The organism is Phytohabitans kaempferiae (genome assembly GCF_042433955.1).
In the GTDB taxonomy this organism is placed as follows: Bacteria; Actinomycetota; Actinomycetes; order Mycobacteriales; family Micromonosporaceae; genus Phytohabitans; species Phytohabitans kaempferiae.
In genome coordinates, this window is record NZ_JBHLUH010000039.1 from 62,524 (window position 1) to 87,043 (window position 24,520).

General features: G+C 70.2%; 12 protein-coding genes and 1 pseudogene. 9 read left to right on the forward strand and 4 right to left on the reverse strand.

From position 1 onward, the window contains the following. Positions 1-41: 41 nt before the first annotated feature. From ACFFIA_RS18920 to ACFFIA_RS18935, 4 genes are read left to right on the forward strand one after another with little or no spacing between them, the layout of a single operon-like run. On the forward strand, positions 42-2,744 hold the full coding sequence (locus tag ACFFIA_RS18920; RefSeq protein WP_377252794.1) for a LamG domain-containing protein: 2,703 nt from the start codon (positions 42-44) through the stop codon (positions 2,742-2,744). A 9-nt stretch (positions 2,745-2,753) separates the two neighbouring features. Further along, entirely contained in the window at positions 2,754-8,921 is a 6,168-nt protein-coding gene (locus ACFFIA_RS18925; protein WP_377252795.1) for an RHS repeat-associated core domain-containing protein, read from the forward strand. Beyond that, positions 8,918-10,174 carry a S1 family peptidase gene (locus tag ACFFIA_RS18930; RefSeq protein WP_377252796.1) on the forward strand — a complete coding sequence of 419 codons (1,257 nt, stop codon included), beginning with the start codon at positions 8,918-8,920 and terminating at the stop codon, positions 10,172-10,174. Before ACFFIA_RS18925 ends, ACFFIA_RS18930 begins: the two co-directional genes overlap by 4 nt. 11 nt (positions 10,175-10,185) lie before the next feature. Beyond that, positions 10,186-13,266 (forward strand): NHL repeat-containing protein, encoded by a 3,081-nt coding sequence (locus ACFFIA_RS18935; protein ID WP_377252797.1) that lies wholly within the window; start codon positions 10,186-10,188, stop codon positions 13,264-13,266. Between the two features lie 32 nt (positions 13,267-13,298). Here ACFFIA_RS18935 and ACFFIA_RS18940 read toward each other — a convergent pair whose 3' ends face one another. After that, complete coding sequence (locus ACFFIA_RS18940) at positions 13,299-16,121, reverse strand: AfsR/SARP family transcriptional regulator (RefSeq protein ID WP_377252798.1); 2,823 nt, start codon at positions 16,119-16,121, stop codon at positions 13,299-13,301. A gap of 359 nt (positions 16,122-16,480) precedes the next feature. Further along, a complete protein-coding gene (locus tag ACFFIA_RS18945; RefSeq protein WP_377252799.1) occupies positions 16,481-17,470 on the reverse strand; it encodes a glycoside hydrolase family protein in 990 nt (329 codons plus the stop codon). A 346-nt stretch (positions 17,471-17,816) separates the two neighbouring features. Between ACFFIA_RS18945 and ACFFIA_RS18950 the strand changes: the two genes are divergently transcribed. Genes ACFFIA_RS18950 through ACFFIA_RS18965 form a run of 4 tightly spaced genes read left to right on the forward strand, consistent with a single transcriptional unit; the run spans position 17,817 to position 22,506 of the window. Continuing rightward, the gene (locus ACFFIA_RS18950) at positions 17,817-19,415 is read left to right on the forward strand and encodes an FAD-dependent oxidoreductase (protein ID WP_377252800.1); all 1,599 of its coding nucleotides are present in this window, start codon (positions 17,817-17,819) and stop codon (positions 19,413-19,415) included. Between the two features lie 12 nt (positions 19,416-19,427). After that, the gene (locus ACFFIA_RS18955; RefSeq protein WP_377252801.1) at positions 19,428-20,720 is read left to right on the forward strand and encodes an ABC transporter substrate-binding protein; all 1,293 of its coding nucleotides are present in this window, start codon (positions 19,428-19,430) and stop codon (positions 20,718-20,720) included. Further along, the gene (locus ACFFIA_RS18960) at positions 20,721-21,674 is read left to right on the forward strand and encodes a carbohydrate ABC transporter permease (protein ID WP_377252802.1); all 954 of its coding nucleotides are present in this window, start codon (positions 20,721-20,723) and stop codon (positions 21,672-21,674) included. Beyond that, complete coding sequence (locus ACFFIA_RS18965) at positions 21,664-22,506, forward strand: carbohydrate ABC transporter permease (RefSeq protein ID WP_377252803.1); 843 nt, start codon at positions 21,664-21,666, stop codon at positions 22,504-22,506. The genes ACFFIA_RS18960 and ACFFIA_RS18965 overlap by 11 nt, the downstream gene beginning before the upstream one ends. Positions 22,507-22,669: 163 nt before the next feature. Here ACFFIA_RS18965 and ACFFIA_RS18970 read toward each other — a convergent pair whose 3' ends face one another. Further along, positions 22,670-23,299 carry an LUD domain-containing protein gene (locus tag ACFFIA_RS18970; protein WP_377252804.1) on the reverse strand — a complete coding sequence of 210 codons (630 nt, stop codon included), beginning with the start codon at positions 23,297-23,299 and terminating at the stop codon, positions 22,670-22,672. A 197-nt stretch (positions 23,300-23,496) separates the two neighbouring features. Between ACFFIA_RS18970 and ACFFIA_RS18975 the strand changes: the two genes are divergently transcribed. Then, positions 23,497-23,823 (forward strand): winged helix-turn-helix transcriptional regulator, encoded by a 327-nt coding sequence (locus ACFFIA_RS18975; RefSeq protein WP_377253120.1) that lies wholly within the window; start codon positions 23,497-23,499, stop codon positions 23,821-23,823. A 15-nt stretch (positions 23,824-23,838) separates the two neighbouring features. Here ACFFIA_RS18975 and ACFFIA_RS18980 read toward each other — a convergent pair. Then, a pseudogene (locus ACFFIA_RS18980) lies at positions 23,839-24,306 on the reverse strand (AraC family transcriptional regulator); the annotation flags it as partial. Between the last annotated feature and the right edge of the window lie 214 nt (positions 24,307-24,520).

The window sequence follows — 24,520 nt, forward strand, 5'->3', positions numbered from 1 at the left end:
GTTGTACGGCGCCTGTATGTCCGGCTCCTAGCCTCCATGTCATGTCCGGCAAGACGTTATGGCACTCGCTCGCGAGCGTGTTGCTATTGACCGCGGTGCTCGCGGTGCCAGCCCATGATGCGGTACCCGTCGCGACGGCGACGGGTACCGCGCTGTCACCGGAGCTGGCGGCGCTCACTCTGGCGCGGCAGTCCGGCCGCGCGGTCGAGGTCGCTGAGCTGACAACCGAGCAGCGGCGAGTGGTGGCGCAGCCGGATGGCATGCTGCGCGCGGAGCTGTCGGTCGGCCCGCAGCGCGTGAAACGCGGCGGTGCGTGGCGGCCGGTCGACGCCACACTCGTCCGGCATCTCGACGGCACGGTCGGCCCGGCCGCGGCCGTCGTCGACATGCGCTTCTCTGGTGGCGGGAGCGAGCCGCTGGTGCGCATGACGCACGGAGCCGACTGGTTCGGGCTGCACTGGCCGGGACCGCTGCCGGCTCCCGTGTTGCGTGGCGAGAGCGCCGTCTACGTCGACGTCCTGCCCGGCGTGGACCTGGTGATGCGGGCGGAGGCCGAGGGCTATGGACAGTTCCTGGTCGTACGCACTCGTGCGGCGTCCCGGCATCCCGCGCTCGGCGCGCTGCGGTTCGCGTTGTCGGGGCGAGGGCTGGTGCCCTCGGTGGAGGATGGCGCGCTCGCGGTGCGCGACGGCGCCGGCGAGGTCGCGTTCTCCGGAGCCCGTCCCCTGATGTGGGACTCGACCGGCGCCACGCTGGACGGCAGCCGGACCGAGCAGGCCGCGGTGCTCACCGAGCGGCCCGCGACCGCCCGGTCCGCGGAGGTGTCACTGTCGATGTCGGACGGTGTGTTGACGGTGGCACCGGACCGGGCGATGCTGGACGACCCCGCGACCGTGTATCCGGTCGTCATCGATCCACCGCTGTCGCGAAACCGTGCATATTGGACCATGGTCTGGTCGAACGGGCAGGAGTTCCCCAACCACGCCACCGAGCACGCGCGCGTGGGATACGACGGCTGGAGCGGGCAGGCCAAGGTGTCGCGGGCGTTCTACCGGTTCGACACGAGCCCGTTGGTGGGCAAGGTGATTCGCAGCGCGATCTTCGCGCACAAGCAGATCCACTCGCCCAACCACAACTGCAACGCCACCTCGTACGGGCCGGGAGTCCAGTTGGGACGCACCGGCGCCATCTCGGCGTCGACCGTGTGGCCCGGCCCGAGCTGGCTGTCGACACTGTCCACCAACACGATGGTGCACGGCCACTCCAGCAGCTGCCCCGGATGGGACCGCAACGAGTGGACCGCGACCGCGGCGGTGACCGCGGCGGCCGCCGAGGGCGCGACCACGCTGACGCTCGGGCTGCGCTCGGCCAACGAGAGCGACCGTGACGGATGGCGCCAGTACGACAACGACGCCTCCTATCCGGTGTTGACCGTCGACTACAACACCGTGCCTGCGGTGCCGGCCAACTTGCGCACCACCTCGCCGGCGACGGCGTGCGTACGTGGCTCGGCCCGGCCGTTCATACCCAACGACGCTCCGATCTTCTGGGCTCGCCTGGCCGACGCCGACTCCGCCGTGCAGAACGTGCGGGCGCAGTTCGAGTACGGGCTCGTCGGTGCCGCGACGCCGCTCGGCACCATCACCACCGCCTACGCCGGCGCGGGCGATTTCTCGGCGCAGGCGCCCGCGTTGGCCGAGGGCACCTACACCTGGCGCGCGCGTGCCTCGGACTCGATCAGCTGGAGCGGGTACAGCGCCGCGTGCGAGTTCACCGTGGACGCCACGGCTCCCCGGGCGACGCCGGTCGTATCGTCGGCCCAATTCCCGGAAAACGCCTGGGCGGAGACCGGTGTCGGAGTCGCGGGGACGGTGACGATCGACGCCAATGTGGACACCGACGTCGCCAGCTATGAGTACGCGTTCAACACGACCGTGTTCACGTCCGCCGGTGCCCCGGCGTCGCTGAGCGGCCCGGTGACGCTCACCCTGACGCCCAGGACGTTCGGGCCGCAGGTGTTGCACGCGCGCAGCGTGGACCGGGCGGGCAACCGGGGGCCGGTCCGCTCGTACTTCTTCAAGATCCCGGCGGCGGCGCCGGTCGGCGGGTACCGGATGGACGAGGGAAGCGGGACCACGTCCGCGGACTGGTCGGGCCGGGACCGCTACCTGACGCTGCCCGCTTCCGGTGTCACCTGGACGCAGGGCAAGACGGGCACGGCCGGCGACCACGGACTGCGCTTCGACGGCACCTCGTCGGTGACGGCGACGGTGGGCATGTTCCGCACCGACAGCAGCTACACGGTGATGGGGTGGGTCAAGCTCGACAACGCTTCGGGCAACCGGGCTCTGCTGAGCCAGGATGGCGCGCACAGCGCGGGCTTCACACTCGGCACTCGCAGTGGCCAGTGGGCGGCGACATTCCTCCCCACGGACGCGACCGAGGCGCCGACCCACACGATCGTCGCCGCACCGGGCACCGCCGCCACGGGAGTCTGGACCCACCTGGCACTGGTGCACGACCGCAGCCTCAACCAGATGCGCTTGTACGTCAACGGGGCCGTCGCCGCGACGGCGAGCGTCACCATCGGCTGGCACGCGCCGGGGCAGTTCCGGATCGGACAGATGAAGTATCTGGACACGTTCTACAGCCCGCTGATCGGTCAGGTGGACGAGGTGCGCGCCTACGCGGGCGCGATGGATGACGGACAGATCTACACGGCCTATCTCGAACCGCGGCCCTAGGAGCATTCGATGAAAGCTCGGTCACGCTCGATCGCGATCCCGACCGCGGTCGCGGTCCTGCTGGCCACAGTGGCCGTGGCGCCGGCGTACGCCTCGCCCACCACGGCGCTCGACACGGAGAAGCGGCGCCCGCCGACCCAGGTGACGCAGTCGGTATCCGGCCGCGACGCCACGGCCGACCCGCGATTTCAGCCCGCCGCGGCGCGCCTGTTCGACCCGCCCGAGGTAACCGACTGGCCGGTCCGCGCGGAGGCGACCGTCGATGTCGCTGGTACGGGCATGGCCAAGGCCGCCGCGCTGCCGGTGCGCGTCGGCCGGGTGGCCGGCACCGCCGCCGCCCCCACTCAGCCGGTGAAGGTGCAGTTGCGGGACCGCACCGACGCTCCGGGAGCCCTGCTGTCCGTCAGCGCCCCTGATGGCGGGAAGCTCGATGCCGCGGTGTCACTCGACATCGACTACACCGGGCTCGCCGCCCGGTTCGGCGGCGATTTCGGCTCCCGACTGAGCATCGTCAGCCTGCCGGAGTGTGCCGCCGGCAGCCTCGACCGCCTGGTATCCCCCTGCCAGGCCCGGCCGGTGCGGGCGCGCAACGACGCCCGCGCCGGCCGGTTGACCGTCGACTCGCTGCCGACCAACGAGGCGACGACGTTCGCGCTGGCGGCTGGCGCGGGCGGCCCGGCGGGCGACTACTCGGCCAGTCAACTCTCCGCCAGCGCCGGGTGGAACGTGTCCATCCAGACCGGAGCGTTCACGTGGTCGTATCCGTTCCACACTCCGCCGGTACCCGGTGGCGTGGCGCCCGAACTGGAACTGAGCTACTCGTCGAGCTCGGTCGACGGGCGTACGTCGTCGACGAACAACCAGCCGTCGTGGCTCGGTGAAGGTCACCACCTCGACATGGGCTACATCGAGCGGCGCTACGCGGGGTGCGCCGACGACATGGCCGGCGGCAACAACAGCACCAAGACCGGGGACCTCTGCTGGCAGTCCGACAACGCGACGCTCGTGTTCGACGGCGACGCGACGGAGCTGGTCCGGGACGCGACCACGGGTCAATGGCGGGCCAAGGACGACGAGGGCGTCCGGATCGAACGCCTCACCGGTGCGGCCAACGGCGACAACGACGGTGAGTACTGGCGGCTGACCGAGACGGACGGGACGCAGTACTACTTCGGGCGGGGCAAGCGTTACGCGGCCGACACCGACACCAACCAGTCCGCGTGGCGGGTGCCTGTCTACGGCAACCACGCGGGGGAGCCCTGCAACGCGAGCACCTTCGCGGCGTCCGTGTGCTTCCAGGCGTACCGGTGGAACCTGGACTATGTGGTGGACCCGCATGGCGACTCGATGACGCTCTTCTACGCCGCCGAGGGCAACTACTACGGCCGCAACCTGAACACGGCCGTGTCTCACTACCACCGCGGCGGCTACCTGACCCGCATCGACTACGGCGAGCGCGCCGGCAGCGAACACACGACCACGGCACCGGCGCGCGTGGTGTTCACGACGGCTGAGCGCTGCCTGCCGTCCGGTCAGATCACGTGCGACCCGGCCCAGTTGACGGCGGCGAACGCGGCGCACTGGCCCGACGTGCCGTTCGACCAGATATGCGGGTCGACCACGAGCTGTGCCAACCGGTTCTCGCCGACGTTCTTCAGCCGCAAGCGGCTCACCGGGCTGACCACACAGGTCCTCTCCGGTAGCTCCTATGTGGATGCGACCAGTTGGACGTTCACCCACCAGTTCCCCAATCCGGGCGATGGCACCAGCAAGGCGCTGTGGCTCGCGTCGATCGAACAGGTCGGCAAGGTCGGCGGGACCGCGGCGATGCCGAAGGTGCTTTTCCACGGCGTGCAGCTGCCCAACCGGGTCGACGGCCTCGACATGGCGCCGCCGCTGGTGAAGTGGCGCGTGCGGCAGATCACGACCGAGGCGGGCGGGCGCTACGCGGTCAACTATTCCGCCGCCGACTGCGTACCGGGAAGCTCGATGCCCACGGCGGCGCACACGAACTCCCGTCGCTGCTTCCCCGCGTACTGGACCCCGGACGGTCAGGTCGAGCCGTCATTGCACTACTTCCACACGTACGTCGTGACGTCCGTCGTCGCCGACGACACGACCGGCGAGGGGGTCGACGAGGTCACCACCTACGAGTACGTGGACACGCCCGCGTGGCATTACGACGACAACGAGCTGACACCGGCCAAGTACCGGACCTGGGGCCAGTATCGCGGCTACGGCGTGGTGCGGGTACGCGAAGGGGCGGCCGGGCAACAACAATCCCTGACGGAGCACCGCTTCCTGCGCGGCATGGACGACGACCAGTTGCCGGGCGGCGCGCGTCGGCAGGTGGTCGTCACCGACTCCGAAGGCGGTACGGTCGAGGACCATCCGCGGCTGGCCGGGTTCGAGCTGGAGCAGATCACGTACAACGGTCCGGGAGGTGCCGAGGTCGAGGCGACCGTGTCGCGGCCGTGGATCAGTGCGCCGACCGCCACCAACGGCGGCAAGAACGCGTGGCTCAGCGACGTGGCGACCGAGATCACGCGCAGGCCGCTGGCCTCGGGCGGGGCGCACCGCACGCGCACGGTCACCACGTACGACTCGTACGGCGAGCCGTCCACCGTGGACGACCAGGGCGACGTCTCCACGGCGGCGGATGACCGCTGCACCCGGTTCACCTACGCCCGCAATGTGACCGCGTGGATAGTCGAGACCGAGGCACGCGCCGAGACGGTGTCGGTCGGCTGCGGTGCCACCCCGTCGCGTCCGGCAAACGTCCTGTCCGACGAGCGCACGTACTACGACGGCTCGACAACGCTCGGTGCCGCCCCCACCAAGGGCGACCTGACGCGTGTGGAGGAGCTTGACTCGTGGCCGGCGTCCGGCCCGGTCTACGTGGCGACCGAGCGCGCCACGTACGACGTCCACGGTCGCCAGACCGAGTCGGTCGACGCGCTCGGCCGGCGCGCCACCACCGCGTACACACCGGCATCAGGTGGCCTGACAACCTCGACGGTGGCGACGAACGCGGCCGGGCACGCCACGACGACCACGCTCGTTACCGCCACGGGAGAGGCCGCGTCCGTCGTCGACGCCAACGGCAAGCGTACTGACATCGAGTACGACCCGCTGGGCCGGCCGCTGAAAGTCTGGCTACCAGACCGGTCGAAGGCGAGTGGTGCCACGCCGAGCGAGGAGTACAGCTATCTGCTGCGCCAGGACGGGCCGGTCGCCGTGACCACCAAGACGCTCCTGCCCAGCGGCGCCTACCGCAGCTCGATCCACCTGTACGACAGCTTGATGCGGCCCCGGCAGGTGCAGGAACCCGGTGCGGCCGGCGGCCGCGTGCTCACCGACACGGTGTACGACTCGCAAGGCCGGATCGTGGACCAGAACGGGCCCTACTACAACAGCTCCGCACCGACCACGTCCCTGTACCTCGTGGACGACGCCGCGCTGCCTACCCAGGCGCGCACGCTGTACGACGGCGCCGGCCGCACCGTCGCCGACGTGTTCCGGGTCAACGGCGTGGAGAAGTGGCGCACCACGTACGCCTACGGTGGCGACCGCGTACACGTCGACCCGCCCGCGGGCGCCACGGCGACGACGACGGTGTCCGACGCCCACGGACGGACCATCCAACTGCTGCAACATCACGGCGCCGCACCTACCGGCACCGCCGACACGACCCGCTACACGTACACGCCACGAGGTGACCTGGAAACAGTCACCGACCCGGCCGGCAACACCTGGCGCTACCAGTACGACCTGCGCGGCCGCACGATCCGCGCCGACGACCCCGACCGTGGCGTGAGTACCACCACCTACGACGCGGCGGGGCAGCCGGTCACGGCCACCGACGCACGCGGCACGCTCGTGTCCACATACGACTCGCTGGGCCGGCACACCACCATCCGCGACGGTTCCGCCACCGGACCGCTTCTCGCGCAGTGGGTCTACGACACGCGCGCCAAGGGACAGCTCTCGACCAGCACGAGCTACTCCGCGTCGAGCGCCTACGTCACCGAGGTCACCGGATACGACAACGGCTACCGGCCGACGGGTACGAGGGTGACCGTCCCCGTGTCCGAGGGCGCGCTCGCCGGCACGTACACGACCACCTACACCTACAACCCCGACGGGAGCCTCAAGACCGTCGCGCATCCCGCGGTGGGCGGCCTCCCGGCCGAGACCCTGTCCTACACCTACAACGCCGCGGGGTTGCCACAGCGGTTGGGCGGTGTCGGCGCGTATGTCAGCAACACCGTGTACTCGCCCTTCGGCGAGGTGCTGCAACTGGCGCTGGGCAACACAGTGGGCAAGACCAACTGGCAGACCCTGACGTACGAGGTCGGCACGCGCCGGCTCGCCACCGCCCAGGTGGACCGGGAGACGGTCAACGACGCCGACTCCCGGATCGCGTACGCGTATGACGCGGCGGGCAACCCGACCTCCATCACGGACGCGGCGCCGGGTAAGCCCGTCGACCGGCAATGCTTCCGGTACGACCACGCGCGTCGCCTCGTCGAGGCGTGGACCCCGACCGCGGCCTGCACCGGTGCGCCAACGGTGGCCGGGCTCGGCGGGCCGGCACCGTACTGGCTCGCGTACACGTACGACGCCGCCGGCAACCGCTTGACCCAGACCAGCCACGCCGCGGCCGGGCAGACCCGCCACCAGTACGCGTATCCGGCCACGGGGCAGCCCAGGCCACACGCGGCCACCTCGGTCACGGTGTCCAAACCGGACGGTACGAGCACGACGACAAACTACGGCTACGACGCGGTGGGCAACCTGAGCGGGCGTACCGGCGCGGCGGGGGCGCAGACCCTCACCTGGACCCCGCGCGGCGAGCTGGACTCCGTCACCACCCCGGCCGGGACCAGTAGCCACGTGTACACGGCCGACGGCGACCGGCTCCTGCGCCGCGACCCCACCACCGTCACGCTGTACCTTGGCGACACCGAGCTGGAGTTCACCAGGTCCACCGGCGTGGTAAAGGGCACCCGGCACTACTCCCACGGTGGCGTGGTGATCGCGGTACGCGAGGGTACGTCCGTCGACACCCTCGCCGCCGACCCGCACGGCACCGCGCACATCGCCATCGACAACGCCACGATGGCCGTCCAGCAACGGCGCTCCCTGCCCTTCGGTGAGGACCGCGGTCCCGCCGTGAACTGGCCCTCGGAGCGCGGCTTCGTCGGCGGGGCCGAGGACGCCACCGGGTACACCCATCTGGGTGCGCGCGAGTACGACCCGGTCCACGGGCGGTTCGTCAGTGCCGACCCGGTGGTCGACCACGGCGATCCGCAACAGCTCAACGCGTACGCCTACGCGGCCAACAACCCGATGACCTTCACCGACCCGGATGGGCTGCGGTACAAGATGGACGGCGGCGGCCTCAGCAAGGCCAAGAAGACGGCCAAGAAGCTCGGCAAGAAGCCCGCCAAGAAGCCGGTCGCCAAGAAGCGAGGCTACGTCAAGAAGAAGCGGCACGCCTACAAAGTGCCCAAGAAGGTGAAGAAGACTCCCAGAGCGTTCGTCAAGAAGCGCGCTCGCGCGGGCTACTCGCCACCCCGGCACGCCGAGACGGTCCGCGACGCCTTGCTGATCGTGATACACCGGATCGCCAACAACTCACGCATGTTTGGCGTGTGCCTGGGCACGGTCACCGACTCTGGCACCTGTCGTAGGGCCGAACGCGATCTGAGCGGGCGATGGACACGGGCGACTGTCGATGCCATCTGCAATCGGCAGAACTTCTGTGACGCGCCGGCTCCCGACTACCTGACGCTCGGCTTCAGCTATTCGGCGAATGGGGCCACCGCGGGAACGAAGTTCACGGTGGCCCGCACTGGCTCGGCGTTCGCGGCCACCACCGCCGGGTTGGGCGGCGGCCGAAGTGTGGCGCCTCTCAACGGCGCGGGCGCGAGCGCCGTCGCGGGTTGGGTCTATGAAGGTCCTCCTTGGGACACGAGGCGCGCATCCAGTAGCGCGATAGACGACACCCTCGATGGCCGCGGAGTATCGGTGGGGCTCACCCTCGGTCCATTCACGATCAGGAGGGGCCTGTCGACCTGGGTGGAGGAGGCAGGTGCGAACACGAGCTGGCTGAGTGCCGACGTCACCGCCAGGTACGGCTATCGGATCGGCGATCTGGGAGATCTGTGGTGAGACAACTGGTGAAGGCCGCTTTGGCCGCGAGCCTCGGCGCGACACTCGTGGCGGCCGTTCCCGCACCCGCGCGGGCCACGCCGTACCCGGCGGAGTTCCAAGCCGCGGTCGACGCGTTCCGCCAGGCGTACCCCGGCGTCGGGGCGGCCGAGGCGGCCCGGCGGATCGACGGCCAGGCCGACCGGGTCCGGCTGCTGGAAGGGCTCAGCCGCGACTTCCCCGGCACCTTCGGCGGGTCGTGGTACGACGGCGCCACCGGGATCCAGCACGTGCAAGCCACCACCACCGCCGCGGCGAGCACCTTCACCACCATCGCCACGGCCGCGGGCGTGCCCGTGCGGGCGCACCTGGTGAGCTTCAGCTACCGGCAACTGCGTCAGGAGTTCACGCTCGCCAACGACGGCGCTCACCCTGTGCTCGGCGCCACCGCCGCCGACCACAGCGGCATCGACGTCCAGGCGAATCGGGTGGTGGTGGCGTTGCCGGCTGCCCAGGTCGGCCAGGCACGAGCGGCCCTCGCCTCCCGCGCGGCCGGCGCGGGCGCCATCGAGGTGCTGGAACGCGGTGGGGTCGAGGCGGTCGAAGACGCCTGCCACGACCGTCGCAACTGCGGCCGGCCGATACGCGGCGGCATCATCCTCTGGCGGGGCAGCTATGCCAGCGCGAGCTGCTCGCTGGGGTTCACCGCGAGCGCGGCCGACGGCAGCCACTGGGCGGTGACGGCAGGGCACTGCGGCGCCGTCAATACCCAGTGGGGCCACGGTGAGCGGCCGATCGGCCCGATGCGGCAGGTCCGCGACACCGGCAGCGTGGACGTCGGCCGCATCCGGATCGACAGCAGCTACTGGAAGGGATCGACCTGGGGTTGGCTCTACAACACGCAGGACCGCGAGGCGCCCCTGAGCGTCGACTACGCGCTCTCGTCCGAGGCGACGATCCAGGTGGGGGAGACCGTCTGCCTGTCGGCCTGGCACAGCACGGCGAGCCAGTCCTGCGGGATCATCGCCGAGGTCAACGACGCGAGCGTGCGTGGGATGGTCCGGGTCACCGGCTTCGACGCGTGTCCCGGTGACAGCGGCGGCGGCTGGTTCATGCGCAGCAGCACCGGCCAGCGCTGGGCATACGGCATCCATTCCCGTTCCAACAATGGCTGCCACGTCAGCGGCGGCACCTCCTGGTTCAGCTCACTACCCGACATCAACGCGTACTGGGACAGTGTCAGCTCCGCCAACATCCGCGTCGATACCCGCTGAGGTCTGTAGACATGCGTGCTCACATCGGCCGGCGCCTCGGCACGGCGCTGCTGGCAACAGCCCTGATCGCCGTGACCGCGGCCGTCGGGGGCACCACCCCGGCCGGACCTGCGCGGGCCGCCGGCCCGTACCCGAAGTCGATCGACCTCGGGCGTCCGCCGGTGAAGGGCGTGACCACCGCCGGCGGGGAGACGGCGCGGATGACTGACGGGTCCTACCGGACCTGGGTGGTGGTCAGCGGCACGACGACCGAGAACGACCCCGCCTACCTCGCCGAGGTGGACCCGTTCACCGGGCGCATGCTCAGCTCGTACCGGATGGCCACGGCGGGCGGCGCCTGGGGTGTCGCGGTGAGCCCGGACGGTGCCTACGTCTACGCCATGACCTACGGCCAGGGGCACGCGTACCGGTTGAAGTACACCAGCCCGCGAGCGTTCACCGACCTCGGCGCGCCGCACGCGGACACCAGCTTCCTGTGGGAGGGCGACACCGACGACCAGGGCAACCTCTGGATCGGCACCTCGCAGGGCTTCGCCGCGACCAAGACGCCGGGCCTGCTGGCCAGCTGGCGACCGGGTACCGGCTGGACCAACCACGGCGGATACGGCATGCCGTACGAGTACGTGCGGTCGGTGGAGTACGCGCGCGGCCAGGTCTACGTGGGACTCGGGCCGCGGACCGGGTTCTACCGCCACGATCCGGCGACCGGCGACGACTACCCGATACCGCTTCCGCCGGGCGTGCCGAGCGACATGTACACGTACCAGCTCGACGATGCCGGAGACTACCTCTACGTGTACTTCGCCGGCGGCACGTCCACGGAGAAGGCGTGGCTCTACAACCTCGTGACCCGGCAATGGGTGCGGGAGCTGCCGGGCTACGCCGGTGCCACCGTGTCCCAGGAGGGCCCCGACGGGCTGGTCTACATGGTCATGTCCGGCGAGCTCGTCGGCTACGACCCGGACACCGGGGCGGTGACGCGCACCGGGTTCGACCTCGGCGCCGCCAAGGGCATGCTGCGCGCGGTCGATCCAGCCACCGGGCGCGAGATGGTCGTCACCGGGCAGGCCAACGGCGCGATCGCCCGCTACGACCTGGTGACACGCGTAGGTACCACGGTCACCTGGGACGCGGTCGGTTTCACCCCGACGCTGACCCCGTTGCGGTCTGTCGCGATCGGACCGAACGGCTGGGCATACCTGGGCGGGTACTTCGCGGGCGGGTTCGCCGGCTACGACCCGGACGCCGAGCGCTGGCACGAGTACGCGTTCCCGCATCAGGTCGAGGGCATGGTTACCCACGGCAGGAAGTTGTATCTCGGCGTGTACCCCAACGGCGCGCTGTACGAGTTCGACCCGGCACTGCCGTTCGGGCCGGGCAACCCGCGCAAGCTGTTCGACCTGCGCACGTACGGGCAGGAGCGGCCGTGGACGGTCATCTCCGCGGGCCGGTACGTGGCGATAGGCACCAGCCCGAAGAACTCCAAGACCGACGGTGCCGGCGCGGTCACCCTGTACGACCCGGCAGACGGTTCGCACCGCGTGTTCAACGGCGTGGCGGGTGCGGGGGAGATAGGCGCCCTGGCATACCAAAACGGCATCCTGTACGGCGGCTCGATGAACTGCTGCACCGAAGCGACACCAAGCGACGGCACACTCTTCGCCCTCGACGTGACCACCGGCGCGAAGCTGTGGCAGACCGTCCCGCTCGCCGGTGAGCGGGGCGTGAACGGGCTCGCGTTCGGCACCGACCCGAACGTCATCGTCGGGGTCACCGCCGGCCGGGCGTTCCGTTACAACGTCAGCACGCGGCAACTGCTCAGCAGCACCACCCTGGTGTCGTACAGCTGGTCCGGTGTCCGCAACTTCAATCCGCGCGCGGTCAACCTCGTCTTCGACCCGCTGGACGGCCACTTGTACGGCACCGCCGTGGGCCGGTTCCTCAAGCTGAACCCGAGCACGCTGGCCAACGCCGCTCCGGCTGGCTGGACAGGCGGCTTCTTCGCCGCCGCGAACACCGGCCGCAAGTTCGCCACCCGGACGGTTGACGGTAAGTCGCATCTGATCATGTCGCAGTGGTACGGCCGGCCCACGGGCCCGGCCATGCTCTACGGCGGCGGCGGCAACGCCCGTATGTTCCGCTGGAAGTCGACCGAGGCCGCGTTCCAGCTCGGCACCGGATGGGAGCAGGCCACCGGATACGACCTGTCCAATGTGGGCGACCGGATGGTGTCCGGCGACTTCACCTGCGACGGCGTCGACGACATCGCCGCTGGATACGACACCGGCGGCGCACTGCGCCTCGACGTCTGGGACGGCAAAGCCACACTCTCCGGGCCGCGATCCTGGAGCACGGTGGCGGTGGCGCCGGCAGCGGTCGGTGCCCGGATGGTCGCCGGGGACTTCGACGGCAACGGGTGCACGGACATCGCGTTGTTCGAGGCATTGGGAGGTACGGCCGGGGCGCGCATACATCGCTTCCTCTCGGACGGGCGGGCGTTCACCAAGACCGCCTCCGGTGACTGGAGCACCCCGACCGGCTACAACACCACGCGGGTAGCCGGTCGGGTGGCCGCCGGCGACGTCGACCGGGACGGCCGCGACGACATCATCACCGCCTACGACTACGACGGCTACTTCCGGTACCACGTATGGATGGGCGCGACCGCCTACAGTGGACCGAGCGGCTGGTACCAGTCCGGCACCTTCCACCTGGGCAACGTCGGTGACCGGATGGTCGTCGGCGACTTCGACAGCGACGGCGACGACGAGCCCGCGATGTTCTACCACTACGGCGACAGCCACGCGCGCCTGTTCCGGTGGGCCACCAGCGGCAGCCAGTTCGTGCTCGCCACGCCGGACTGGGAGGTCACCAGCGGCTACAACCTGGCCATGGTCGGCAACCGGATGGCCGTGGGCGACGCCAACGACGACGGCCGCGACGACGTCATCGTCGCGTACGACTACGGGCCGGACTTCCGATACCACGTCTGGCTCAGCGGCTGGTCCTACACCGGCAACGCGGGCTGGTACGACTCAGGCACCTTCGATCTCGACCAGGTCAACGGGCGCCTGGTGATGGGGGTGTGGTGACAGGCACGCGGCGACGGCGGCCGGCATCGCCGCTATGGAGCGGCGACGCGCTCGGCCAGGGCGTCGGCCTCGGCCAGCACGGCGACGGCCCGAGCGTCGCCCGACAGCCACAGCACGACCCCGAGATTGCGCAGCGCGTCCAGGCGCATCTGCTCGCTGCCGTCGAGGCACAGCGCCACGGCGGCCTCCGCGTCGGCGATCGCCTCGCTCGTGCGGCCAAGTGCCCGCAGCGCGAGGCTTCGCCGCTGGAGGGAAACCGAGTGCTGGAAGATGTAGCGGGCTGCCTCGCAGCGCCGCACCGACGCGGTGGCGTAACGCAGCGCGGCCTCCGGACGGTCGAGCCTGAGATACACCATCGCCAGGCTGTCCAGGATGCAGCTCAGGTTCTGCGAATCGCCGCCGTGACGGCGCGACAGGGCGAGGCTGTGGCGCAGGATGGCGAGGGTCTCGGCGTACCGGCCCAGAATCAAGGTGGCCAGGGAGGCATTGCCCAGGCAGATGCTCACCGGCCGGAGCCGGCCCAGACCAAGGTAGAGCAACGTGGCCTCGAAGAACCGGTCCAGGGCGGGCTCGGCCGCACCGACCTGGACGAGTGCGGTGGCCTGTACGCACAGGATGCGCGCGCGCAGTGCGGGATCGTCGATCCGGGGGAGAAGCGCCGCCGCCCGCCGGGACCACTCCACAGCGTCGCTGTCGCGGCGCAGGAAGAGATTGGCACTGGACAGGGTGCACATGGTCGCGGCCAACTGGTGCTCGCCAGGGTCGGCGTGGGCGACGAGCTCCCCGTAAAGCTGCACGCACGCCGCGGGATAGCCCGTGCACAGCCGGCGGTTCAAGGCTCGCAGCAGATCCCAGGCCACGGGAGAGGTCGCGGGACTGGCCACCAGCCGGCGCACCAGCGCACTGATCACCGGCAGGTGCGTGGCCATCCACTCGCACGCCTCGGCCTCGGTGCGCGGGCCCGGCGTCTCGTCGCCGGTCGCCGGCTCGCTCGCGGGGTCGCCATCCATCGGCAGGTGGAGCACGCTGCCCCGGACGACCCGCACGTACCGCTGCGTGACCCGCACGACGGCCGCGTCGAGTTCGGCGGCGGTGTCGCGGGACTGCGCGAGCCGGGCCGCGTAGAGCCGCAGCAGGTCGTGGACGCGAAACCTCGGCCCGACGGGCTCGACCAGGCCATGGTCGGCCAGCAGGTCCAGCGCCCGCTGCGCGGCGAGCTCGTCGACGTCCAGCAGAGCCGCCGCGTCACCGGAGGTGATCTCCGCGAAGTCGAGCCGGCCCAGCCGCCAGAACAGCCGGCGCGCCTGCGTGCCAGCCGCGCCCTTGGGCAGCGCGCCATAGCCGACGTCGAAGGTCGACACGACGCTCAGGTCCTCGAATCCGAACTCGTCCAGACGCGACTGTGCGCGGGCCAGCGCATCCGCCACCTGGCGCAGGCCGGTGGCGGGATGCCGCGCGAGGCGGGTCCCCATGATGCGAACGGCCAGCGGCAGCCGTCCACACAGCCGAGCGATGTCCCGCGCCGCCTCGGGATCGCGGTCCACGCGCGTCCTCGAACTCAGCACGGCCAGCAGATCGACAGCCGCGTCCAGGTCGATCGTGTCGAGGTGCAGGTGTTCGACGCCGTCGAGGGTGTCCAGCCGCTTCCTGCTCGTGATCAGTACGCCGCAGCCCGGCCCGGCCGGCAGCAGCGGCAGCACCTGCGCCGCGGAACGGGCGTCGTCGAGCACGATCAGGATCCGGCGTGCGGCTGTCTGGGACCGGAACGACGCGGCCGCCTCGCCCGCGTCCGGGCTGATCTGCTGCTCGGAGGCCCCCAACGCGCGCATGAAGCGGCCGAGCACCTCGACCGGTTCCAGCGGCGTGGAGCCGACCGACGCGCCCTGCAGGTTGACGTAGAGCTGGCCGTCAGGGAAGTCGCGGGTCAGGGCGTGCGCGGCGGCGATCGCCACGCTTGACTTGCCCACGCCGCCGATGCCGTGCACCACGACGATTCTCGATGCGGAGGAGGGCTTTGTCAGTGTCCGCCGGATCGCCTCCAGCACACCGTTTCGGCCGACGAGAACGGACAGCGGCCGGGGAAGCTGGCGCGGTGGGGTCCGGCGTGGTGTGCCAGTTGGCGAGCCCTTGAGAATCTCGTTGTGCAGGGTCGTCAGCTCCGGGCCCGGGTCCAGGCCAAGCCCTTCCGCCAGGCACTTGCGCGCCTGCTGAAACGCCTCCAGCGCGGCGGCGCGGTCACCGCTTCGGTGCAGCGCGGTGATCAGGCCGTGCCAGGCCGACTCCCGCAGCGGGTAGTCGCCCACCAGCCGGCGCAGCCCGCCAACCGCCCTGCTGAACTCGCCCGCCAACAGCTGCGCGCGCAGAAACTCCTCACGCGTCTTGACGCCGAGTTCGGTCAGCGTCGTGCCGTACGCCGACAGGGCGCGGCCGGTCGCCACGTCCTGGAGCGCGTCGCCGCGCCAGAGGCTGAGCGCGGCCTCGTACCGGTCCACGGCCAGTGACAGCTCACCGGCACGCAGCGCCGAGCGGGCCGCGGCGGTCTGGGACTCGAACAACGCCGTGTCGACCTCGTCGTCGCCCACCGTGAGCCGGTACGAGCCCTGCCGTGTGGTGAGCCGGTCGCGTTCCGTCCCCAGGCAGATGCGAAGGGCCGAGATGTAGGTGCGCGCGTTCTGCACCGCAGACTCCGGCGACTGCTCGGGCCACACCTCGTCGACGATGCGTTCCAGCGGGATCGGTATGTTTCGCCGTGCGATCAGCAACGCCAGCACCGTCCGCTGCTTCGCCGCCGTCACCTCGACCTGCTCACCGACACGCAACAGCAGCGGCCCCAGCAGGCCGAACTTGACCACCATCCGGGGCCTCCCAATCCATCGATCGCCGCTACGGAATCAGCCCGGAACGCAACTGCCACACCGCCACCGCCACCGCGAGGGCCGGGCCGAGAGCGCCGTCAAAGGCTGGCCGGGGCGGCGCCCACCGAGCGTGGCCGCCGCGAGAGACCGCAGGTTGGATCGCTGTTGTCGGGATGCCTGTCTCAAGGCCGGACCTCCGGTGAGCGCGGGGCGAGTGTGCCCGCGCTCACGGTAGGGGCAGTTGAATCCATGCCGTGTCCGGCGAACAACCGATAGTCATACCTCCGGAGTCGGCGACTGGTCGACCTCGACGGGGCCGTCGCGGGCCGGTCTCCTCCAGTGGGGGAGCGCCCGGAGCGTCACACGGCGCGGGCTACGCGGATCCGGGCGTCCAGTCGCGGGCCCGCCTCGTAGAGCATGTACTGCACGCCGCCGTCCGTGCCGAACGCGGGCGAGGCGGTCCGCCCGTTGTCGGAGGCGATCGGGCGGTGGAAGACGCCCAGGTGCACCTCGCGGTCGAAGTTGTTGCCCACCTCGGTCAGGTACATGTTGCCGGTGTTCCCGTGGTACGCGAGGTAGGTCGTCCCGTTCCGCTTGAGCAGGTGGGCGGCGGAGATGTCGGTGCAGCCGTCGGGCGTGGGCGAGACCAGCGGCGTTGGTGAAAACTGCCAGCCGCTCCAGCCGTTCGGAGACCAGCCCCAGAAGATCTTGCGGGTCCCCGGGCCGATCGTGTGTACGGCCATGAAGACCATCACGTAGCGGTTGCCCTTGCCTGCGACCGAGTGCTCGAAGACCCGCGCGTACGAGGTCTCCGTCGTGTTGGGCACCAGGCGGGTGGAGAGGATCGGGGTCTCGTCGGTGAAGCGGATCCCGTCGGTCGACCTGGCCACGCGGGTCGTGAAGTTCTCGCCGTGGAAGTAGAGGTAGAACTGGCGGGTCGGGGCGTCCCACACCACGTGCGGTGAGGCGACGTGGCTGACCGTGGCGCCGGGCAGGTGACGGTCGACGACGGGGTTGTCGGCGTACTCGGTGTACGGCCCCTCCAGCCGGTCGGCGTAGGCGAGGCAGATGCCGCCGGGCGCGTCGTGCGGGCCGTAGTAGAGGTAGTAGCGGCCGAGACGGTTGCTGATCTTGTCGTAGACGCCGCGGACGCAGGGGAAGATGAATTCGCCGGTCGGGTTGTACCGCAGCGGACCGGCGAAGGCGTCGCGCACGTACCGGTAGGTGGGGAAGCCGGCTGGTCCGGCCAGTGCGGGGGAGGCGGTGCTCAGACCGGCGACGGTGCCGCCGGCGACCGCGGCGGCGCCGCGCAACAGAGTGCGGCGGTTGATCTCAGGGGTACGGGCCATGGCGGTCCTCCGGTAACCCTCGGTGATCTGGCGCCCGGACATGGACGCCTCTGGTTGGTCGAGAAGTCAAACCCCGACCGGCACGCCTCGTCAAGACCCTAATGCGAATTAACAGAAGCATCTCGGCAGGATCTTCCTCGGTCGAAGGTCTTGACGAGCGGGCGGTGTCCGTGGCTAAAGTTCACGCCAACGAAAACTGATGCGCATTAGCCGGAAATGGATTGGTACGCAGCGTGACCGGATCGCATAGCGGGCGCGCGACCCAGCAGGACAGCACGCGGATCCTCCTCGACCGCGAGCGGACCGAGGGCACGACGCTGGCGCCACCGCGATGAAGGGAAGAGTCTTGGCAGAGCTGGATTGCGACCTGCTGGTCGTCGGCGGGGGACTCGGTGGCGTCGCCGCCGCGCTGGGCGCACTGCGCGCCGGCCGGCGGGTCGTGCTCACCGAGGAGTACGACTGGCTCGGCGGCCAGCTCACCAGCCAGGCCGTGCCGCCCGACGAGCACAGCTGGGTCGAGCAGTTCGGCGTGACCGCCTCCTACCGGGCGCTGCGCGACGGCATCCGCGAGCACTACCGCCGCTTCTACCCGCTGACCGACCGGGCCCGCGCCGACCGCCACCTCAACCCGGGCGCCGGCCACGTGAGCCGCCTCTGCCACGAGCCACGGGTCGCGGTCGCGGTGATCGAGAGCATGCTCGCGCCGTACCGCGGAAATGGTCGTCTTGTCGTCCTGCAACCGGCCCGCGCGGTGTCGGCCGGCGTCGACGGCGACCGGGTGACCTCGGTGACGGTCGCGTACGAGGGGCGCGAGGTGACCGTCACCGCGCCGTACATCGTGGACGCCACCGAGACCGGCGAGCTGCTCCCGCTGACCGGCACCGAGTACGTGACCGGCTTCGAGTCGCGCGCGGACACCGGCGAGCCGAGCGCCCCCGACGAGGCCCAGCCGGCCAACATGCAGGCGGTCTCGGTCTGCTTCGCGGTCGACCACGTCGACGGCGACCACACGATCGACAAGCCGGCGCGGTACGACTTCTGGCGGGCGTACCAGCCGCCGTTCTGGGGCGACCGGCTGCTGTCGTTCCGCGCTCCGCACCCGCGCACGCTCGAGATCACCGAGCGGTCCTTCACCCCCAACCCCGACGACGACCCGGGCCTCGTCGTGGCTGACCAGCGGCTCAGCCCGGGCGACGGCAACCTGTGGACGTTCCGGCGGATCGCCGCCCGGCGCAACTTCCGGGACGGCTTCTACGACAGCGACATCTGCCTGGTCAACTGGCCGCAGATCGACTACCTCGAGGCGCCGGTCATCGACGTGCCGGACCCCTCGGCCGGCATCGCCGCGGCCCGCGAGCTGTCCCGCTCGATGCTCTACTGGCTACAGACCGAGGCGCCCCGCCCGGACGGCGGCACCGGCTTCCCCGGACTGCGGCTGCGCGGCGACGTCACCGGCAGCTCCGACGGGCTCGCGCAGGCGCCGTACATCCGCGAGTCCCGCCGCATCCGTGCCCAGTACACGGTCGTCGAGCAGGATCTGTCGCTGGCCGTACGCGGAGACAAGGGCGCGGCGTCCTATCCGGACAGTGTGGGTGTCGGCATGTACCGCATCGACCTGCACCCCTCGACCGGCGGCGACAACTACATCGACGTCGCGTCGTGCCCGTTCGAGATCCCGTTGGGCGCCCTGCTCCCACGGCGGGTCACCAACCTGATCGCGGGCGGGAAGAACATCGGCACCACCCACATCACCAACGGTTCCTATCGACTGCACCCCGTCGAGTGGAACGTCGGCGAGGTCGCCGGCGTTCTCGCCGACTTCTGCCTGGCCCGCCGGAGCACTCCGTCCGCCGTGCGCGATACCCCCGGCCTGCTGGCCGACTTCCAGAACCGCCTCACCGCCGAGGGCGTCGAGCTGCGCTGGCCCGACGTCTCGGGCTACTGAGAGGGATCCCAAATGAGAGCACGGATAACGCGAGCGCGGACAACGGTCGCGGTCGCGGTGGCGGCGCTGCTCGGCCTCACCGCCTGCGGCTCCGGCGAGGGCGGCGGGTCCGGCGACGGCCCGATCACGCTGCGGATGACCACCTGGTCGGCGAACGAGGCACACGTCAAGCTCTTCAACGAGATCGCCGACGAGTACAAGAAGGCGCACCCGAACGTCACCGCGATCACCTTCGACGCGATCCCGTTCGAGAGCTACACGACCACGCTCACCACGCAGATCGCCGGCGGCAACCCGCCGGACCTGGCCTGGGTACTGGAGAACGCGGCACCTGACTTCGTCTCCTCGGGCGCGCTGCTGCCGCTCGACGACACGCTCAAGGGCGTCGACGGGTACGACTTCGACGAGCTGGCCCCGGCCGCCACCAAGCTCTGGCAGGCCGACGGCAAGCTGTACGGCTACCCGTTCTCCACCTCGCCCTTCGGCATCTTCGTCAACACCGACCTGGTCAAGGCCGCCGGGCAGAAGACGCCCGCCGAACTCGTCGCGGCAAACCAGTGGACCTGGGAGAACGCGGCGAAGCTGGCCGCCTCGGTCAACGCGAAGACCGGCAAGGCGGGCCTGGTGGTACGCGACTTCGACTACAAGGGCTGGGACAACCTGTCCACGGTCTGGACGGGCTGGGGCGCCGAGGCGTGGAGCGCCGACGGGAGGACCTGCGGCTTCGACAAGCCGGAGATGATCGAGGCCATGACGTTCCTGCACAGGGCGACCTTCACCGACAAGGCGTTTCCCGGCCCGGGTACGACCGCCGACTTCTTCGCCGGCGAGGCGGGTATGACGATCACGCAGATCTCCCGCGCGTCGCTGCTCCAGGACGGCAAGTTCGGCTGGGACCTGGTGACGCTGCCGACCGGCCCCAAGGGCAGCTACGCGGTGATCGGCCAGGGCGGGCTGGGCGTGCTCAAGAAGGGCAAGAACGCCGAGGCGGCCGCCGACTTCCTCGCGTTCTTCACCAACCCCACCAACTCGGCCAAGCTCGCGCAGTTCTTCCCGCCGCCGCGTACGTCGCTGCTCACCACCGACACGCTCGCCAAGACCAACCCGCTGCTCAAGCCGGAGCAGCTGGAGGCGGTCGTGATCGACGGCATCTCCAGCGGGGTCGTGAAGCCCAACCACACCGGGCAGGCGGAGCTGTCGCAGGCGGTCCGCTCGGCGCTCGACCCGCTGTGGAAGCCGGGCGCGGACGTGGCGGCCGTACTCGGCGGCGTGTGCACCGCGATCAACCCGCTGCTGGCCAAGTAGATGGCGCTGCTGACCGACGACCGCCAGGCGGGCCGGACCTCGAGCCGGCCCGCCCCGGGCGGCACGCGTCGCTGGTGGACCACACGCCGGCGCGACAACCTGGCCGGCTACCTGTTCATCGCGCCGCAGCTCGTCGGCAGCGTGCTCTTCGTACTGATCCCACTCGGCCTGGTGATCTGGTACTCGCTGCACGAGTGGAACGTGCTCGCCGACACGTTCGACTTCGTCGGCGCGGACAACTACCGCGCCATGGCCGAGGACCCCAACCTGCCCGGCGTGCTGCGGGCGACCGCGCTCTTCTCGGTCGGGCTGGTCGCGTTCAACCTGAGCCTGGCGCTCTTCCTCGCGGTGCTGCTCAACCAGCGGCTGCGCGGCACCGCGTTCTTCCGGGTCCTGTTCTTCTCGCCGGTCGTCGTCTCGTTGGTCGCCTGGACCATCGTGTGGGGCTTTCTCCTGCAGGACAACGGCGGCATCAACGGCCTGCTGGACACGATCGGCGTCGACGGCCCGAACTGGCTGCGCGGCGACCTCACCGCGATGCTCTCGGTGATCGTCGTGCAGGTCGTCAAGAACGTCGGCCTCAACATGGTGCTCTTCCTGGCCGCGCTCCAGGGCGTGCCGGGCGAGCTCTACGAGGCGGCGCGGGTCGAGGGCGCCAGCCGGTGGACCCAGTTTCGGCGGATCACGGTACCCCTGATCAGCCCGACGATCCTGCTCACCTCGATCATCACGGTGGTCGGCTCGCTCCAGGTCTTCGCCCAGATCGCCGTGCTCACCCAGGGCGGCCCCGGCTCCTCCACCACCGTGCTCGTCTACTACCTCTACCAGCAGGCGTTCCAGTTCCACCACTTCGGGTACGGCGCCACCATCTCCGTACTCCTTTTCCTCATCGTCCTGGTGCTGACCGTCGTGCAGTGGCAGATGCGCAAGAGGTGGGTCTTCCATGAGCAGTAAGCTCTCGCCGCGCGCCAAGGTGCTCCTCTACGGCACACTCTGCGTGCTGGCCATCCCGTTCGTCTTCCCGACCTGGTGGATGGTCACGTCGTCGGTCAAGCCGGTCTCGGACATCTTCGCGTTTCCGCCCAGCCTCGTCCCGGCGTCGGTGAGCTTCGCCGGCTACCGCGACGCCTTCACCACTCAGCCCTTCGCCCAGCAGTACCTCAACTCGGCGTACATCGCGCTCGTCGTCACCGTCGGTACGCTCGCGGTGTCGTCACTGGCCGGCTACGCCTTCGCCCGCATCCGCTTTCGCGGGCAGAACGTCCTCTTCCTCGTCGTGCTGCTCGGCCTGCTGATCCCGAGCGAGGTCACGATCGTCCCGCTCTTCCGCATGTTCAACTCCGCCGGGCTCGTGGACACGCACTGGCCGCTGATCCTGGTGCCGATCCTGGGCGCGCCGAGCGTGCTGGCCACCTTCATCATGCGGCAGTTCTTCCTGGCGCTCCCGGTCGAGCTGGAGGAGGCGGCGCGCCTGGACGGGCTGGGCCGCTTCGCGACCTTCTGGCGGGTCGGGCTGCCGCTGTCTCGGCCCGCGCTGGGCGCGGTCTCCATCTTCACGTTCCTGCACAGCTGGAACCTCTACCTGGAGCCGATCGTCTTCCTCTCCACTCCGGAGAAGTTCACCCTGCCGCAGGCGCTGACCCAGTTTGTCGACGTCTACGGCGGTCCGATGTGGAACGTCCAGCTGTCGGCGGCGTCACTGACCGCCATCCCGGTGCTGATCGTCTTCGTGATCGCCCAGCGCCAGTTCATCGAGGGCCTGGCCCACACGGGCCTGAAGGGCTGACCCGGAGTGGCCCTGTCGCCAACCGCCCGAGCCACCGTGGGCGGCTCGGGCGGTTGACGTGTGACGGAGCCGGACGGCGGGCCTGGCGTGACCTGCTTTGCGGAAGGTGCCAGGAATGTGACCTGTGCCAGACCCGCCGTCCGGTGCGCACCCCGATGTGGGGTCAGAATCCGATGGGCTCGCGGATGAGGATGATCGCGGTGCGGTTGGGGATGGCCTCGCGCTCGAAGATCAGAATCTTGCCGATGAACGAGCCCTGCCCGGCCGCTTCCTGGACGCGCTGGGACTCCAGGGGGAGGCAGTGCTCCCGGACCCGCCGCAGGGCGGCGTCGAGGTCGGGGACGATCTTCTGCGAGCCGACCACGAGGATGGTCCGCATCGCTCCGGCCGCGTACGAGGCGAGCTGGCTGCCGGTGGCCGAGGCGGCGACAAGCTGGCCGTCCTCGGTGACCGCGTGGACGCTGCCGATGGTGACGTCGGGCGCGGCGCCGAGCTTGAGCTGCTTGACGAAGTCGCCCTCGAACTCGGCGGCCTGCTTGCGGACCGACTGGTACTTGTCGCCCTCCTCGATGTCGGCGGCGATGCCGGTCAACCGGAGCGTCTCACTCGATGCGGTGAAGATGCCCTGGTCCGTTGGCAACAGCTCACCGGCGACGGCACGGGCGCCGGCCGGATCGTCGACGACGTGCACCTCATAGCCTCGTTCACGCAACGCCGCGACCGCCCGGTCGAGACGCTCGGTATGTGCCGGCGCACCGAAGTCGATACCAACGGTGGAGGATCCGGTTGTCATTTCACCACCCTTAGAATGATGTTCCACAACGAGCTGGATACATCATGCGTAGAGATGTGTGAGGCTTGCTAGAAGGCACTTTTAACTGCCCCGGTACCTTGGAGGGAACCATGCCGGAAGCGCTGGTCGTCGACCGCCTGCCCGTCGCGCTGGCCGATCCCGCCGCCCACAGTGACGTGACCTGCCGGGCCCGGGACATGCTCGACCGCATCGCCGAGAAGTGGTCGCTGTCGGTGGTTCACGAGCTGGCCTGGGGGCCGCTGCGATTCACCGAGCTGAAGCGGCGCCTCGACGGGGTCAGCCAGCGTATGCTGACCGCGACCCTGCGCGGCCTGGAGCGCGACGGCCTGGTGCGCCGCACGGTCCATCCGGTGATGCCGCCGCGCGTCGACTACCAGCTCACCCCGCTGGGCGTGAGCCTGCTGGACACCGTGTGCCGGTTGATGGCCTGGACCGTCGAGCACATGCCCGACATCGAGCGGGCACGCCACGAGTTCGACAGGGCCGCCGAGTCGGCCGGCTGACCGGTCACCAGGTCACCGGGAGTTCGTGCACGCACGGACCGCTGGACGGTAGCCTCGGCGGACCTCGGTGACGAGCGGGTCACGGACCACGGCTCCGGCGCGGACGAGCCGGTCGACCAGGGCCTCGGCGTCGTCGGGGCCGGGCGTCTCCCAGCGGGCGCCGTCGAGCTGAAACGTCCCGCGCGTGGCGTCGGGAAGCTCGGCGCCCCCGTCGACCAGCGCTGGCGTGGGCACGGCCCGCAGCGACGTGCCCACCGCGAACTCGATGCCGACGAATGCCGCGCCCTCCGGCACCGGCGCGGTGCCGGTCCTGGTCTCGGGGCCGGAAATGCCCGCGTACGCCCTGCCGTCCCGCTCCCAGAACAGGAGCCCCCAGCACACCGCCGCGACGGAGGTCATCTCCGCGACCCGCTCACTGGTGCAGGTCCACACGGTGTCGACCCAGGGGGAGTCGGACGCGCGCGTCTCGAACCGCAGTCCCACGGCTGAAGGATATGCGCCGCACGAGCCCGGTGCTCGTGGCGGATCGCTGGGCTGTCGCACGGCCGGCCGGCGGATCCGCGCCGGTGGTGGATCACGTTCCGGACACGGCCTCTTGCTCGCGCTGTGCCTCCTCCGCTAACTTGCGTTCCATAAGTTCCAGCACCTACGCCAGCAAGGCCAGCAGAGGGCTCTGTTTCGGGTATGTTGCGGGACG

Coding starts and splice junctions, on each gene's coding strand:
- ACFFIA_RS18920 (WP_377252794.1), top strand. CDS start 42: ATGTCCGGCAAGACGTTATGGCACTCGCTCGCGAGCGTGTTGCTATTG.
- ACFFIA_RS18925 (WP_377252795.1), top strand. CDS start 2,754: ATGAAAGCTCGGTCACGCTCGATCGCGATCCCGACCGCGGTCGCGGTC.
- ACFFIA_RS18935 (WP_377252797.1), top strand. CDS start 10,186: ATGCGTGCTCACATCGGCCGGCGCCTCGGCACGGCGCTGCTGGCAACA.
- ACFFIA_RS18940 (WP_377252798.1), bottom strand. CDS start 16,121: ATGGTGGTCAAGTTCGGCCTGCTGGGGCCGCTGCTGTTGCGTGTCGGT.
- ACFFIA_RS18945 (WP_377252799.1), bottom strand. CDS start 17,470: ATGGCCCGTACCCCTGAGATCAACCGCCGCACTCTGTTGCGCGGCGCC.
- ACFFIA_RS18955 (WP_377252801.1), top strand. CDS start 19,428: ATGAGAGCACGGATAACGCGAGCGCGGACAACGGTCGCGGTCGCGGTG.
- ACFFIA_RS18960 (WP_377252802.1), top strand. CDS start 20,721: ATGGCGCTGCTGACCGACGACCGCCAGGCGGGCCGGACCTCGAGCCGG.
- ACFFIA_RS18965 (WP_377252803.1), top strand. CDS start 21,664: ATGAGCAGTAAGCTCTCGCCGCGCGCCAAGGTGCTCCTCTACGGCACA.
- ACFFIA_RS18970 (WP_377252804.1), bottom strand. CDS start 23,299: ATGACAACCGGATCCTCCACCGTTGGTATCGACTTCGGTGCGCCGGCA.
- ACFFIA_RS18975 (WP_377253120.1), top strand. CDS start 23,497: ATGCTCGACCGCATCGCCGAGAAGTGGTCGCTGTCGGTGGTTCACGAG.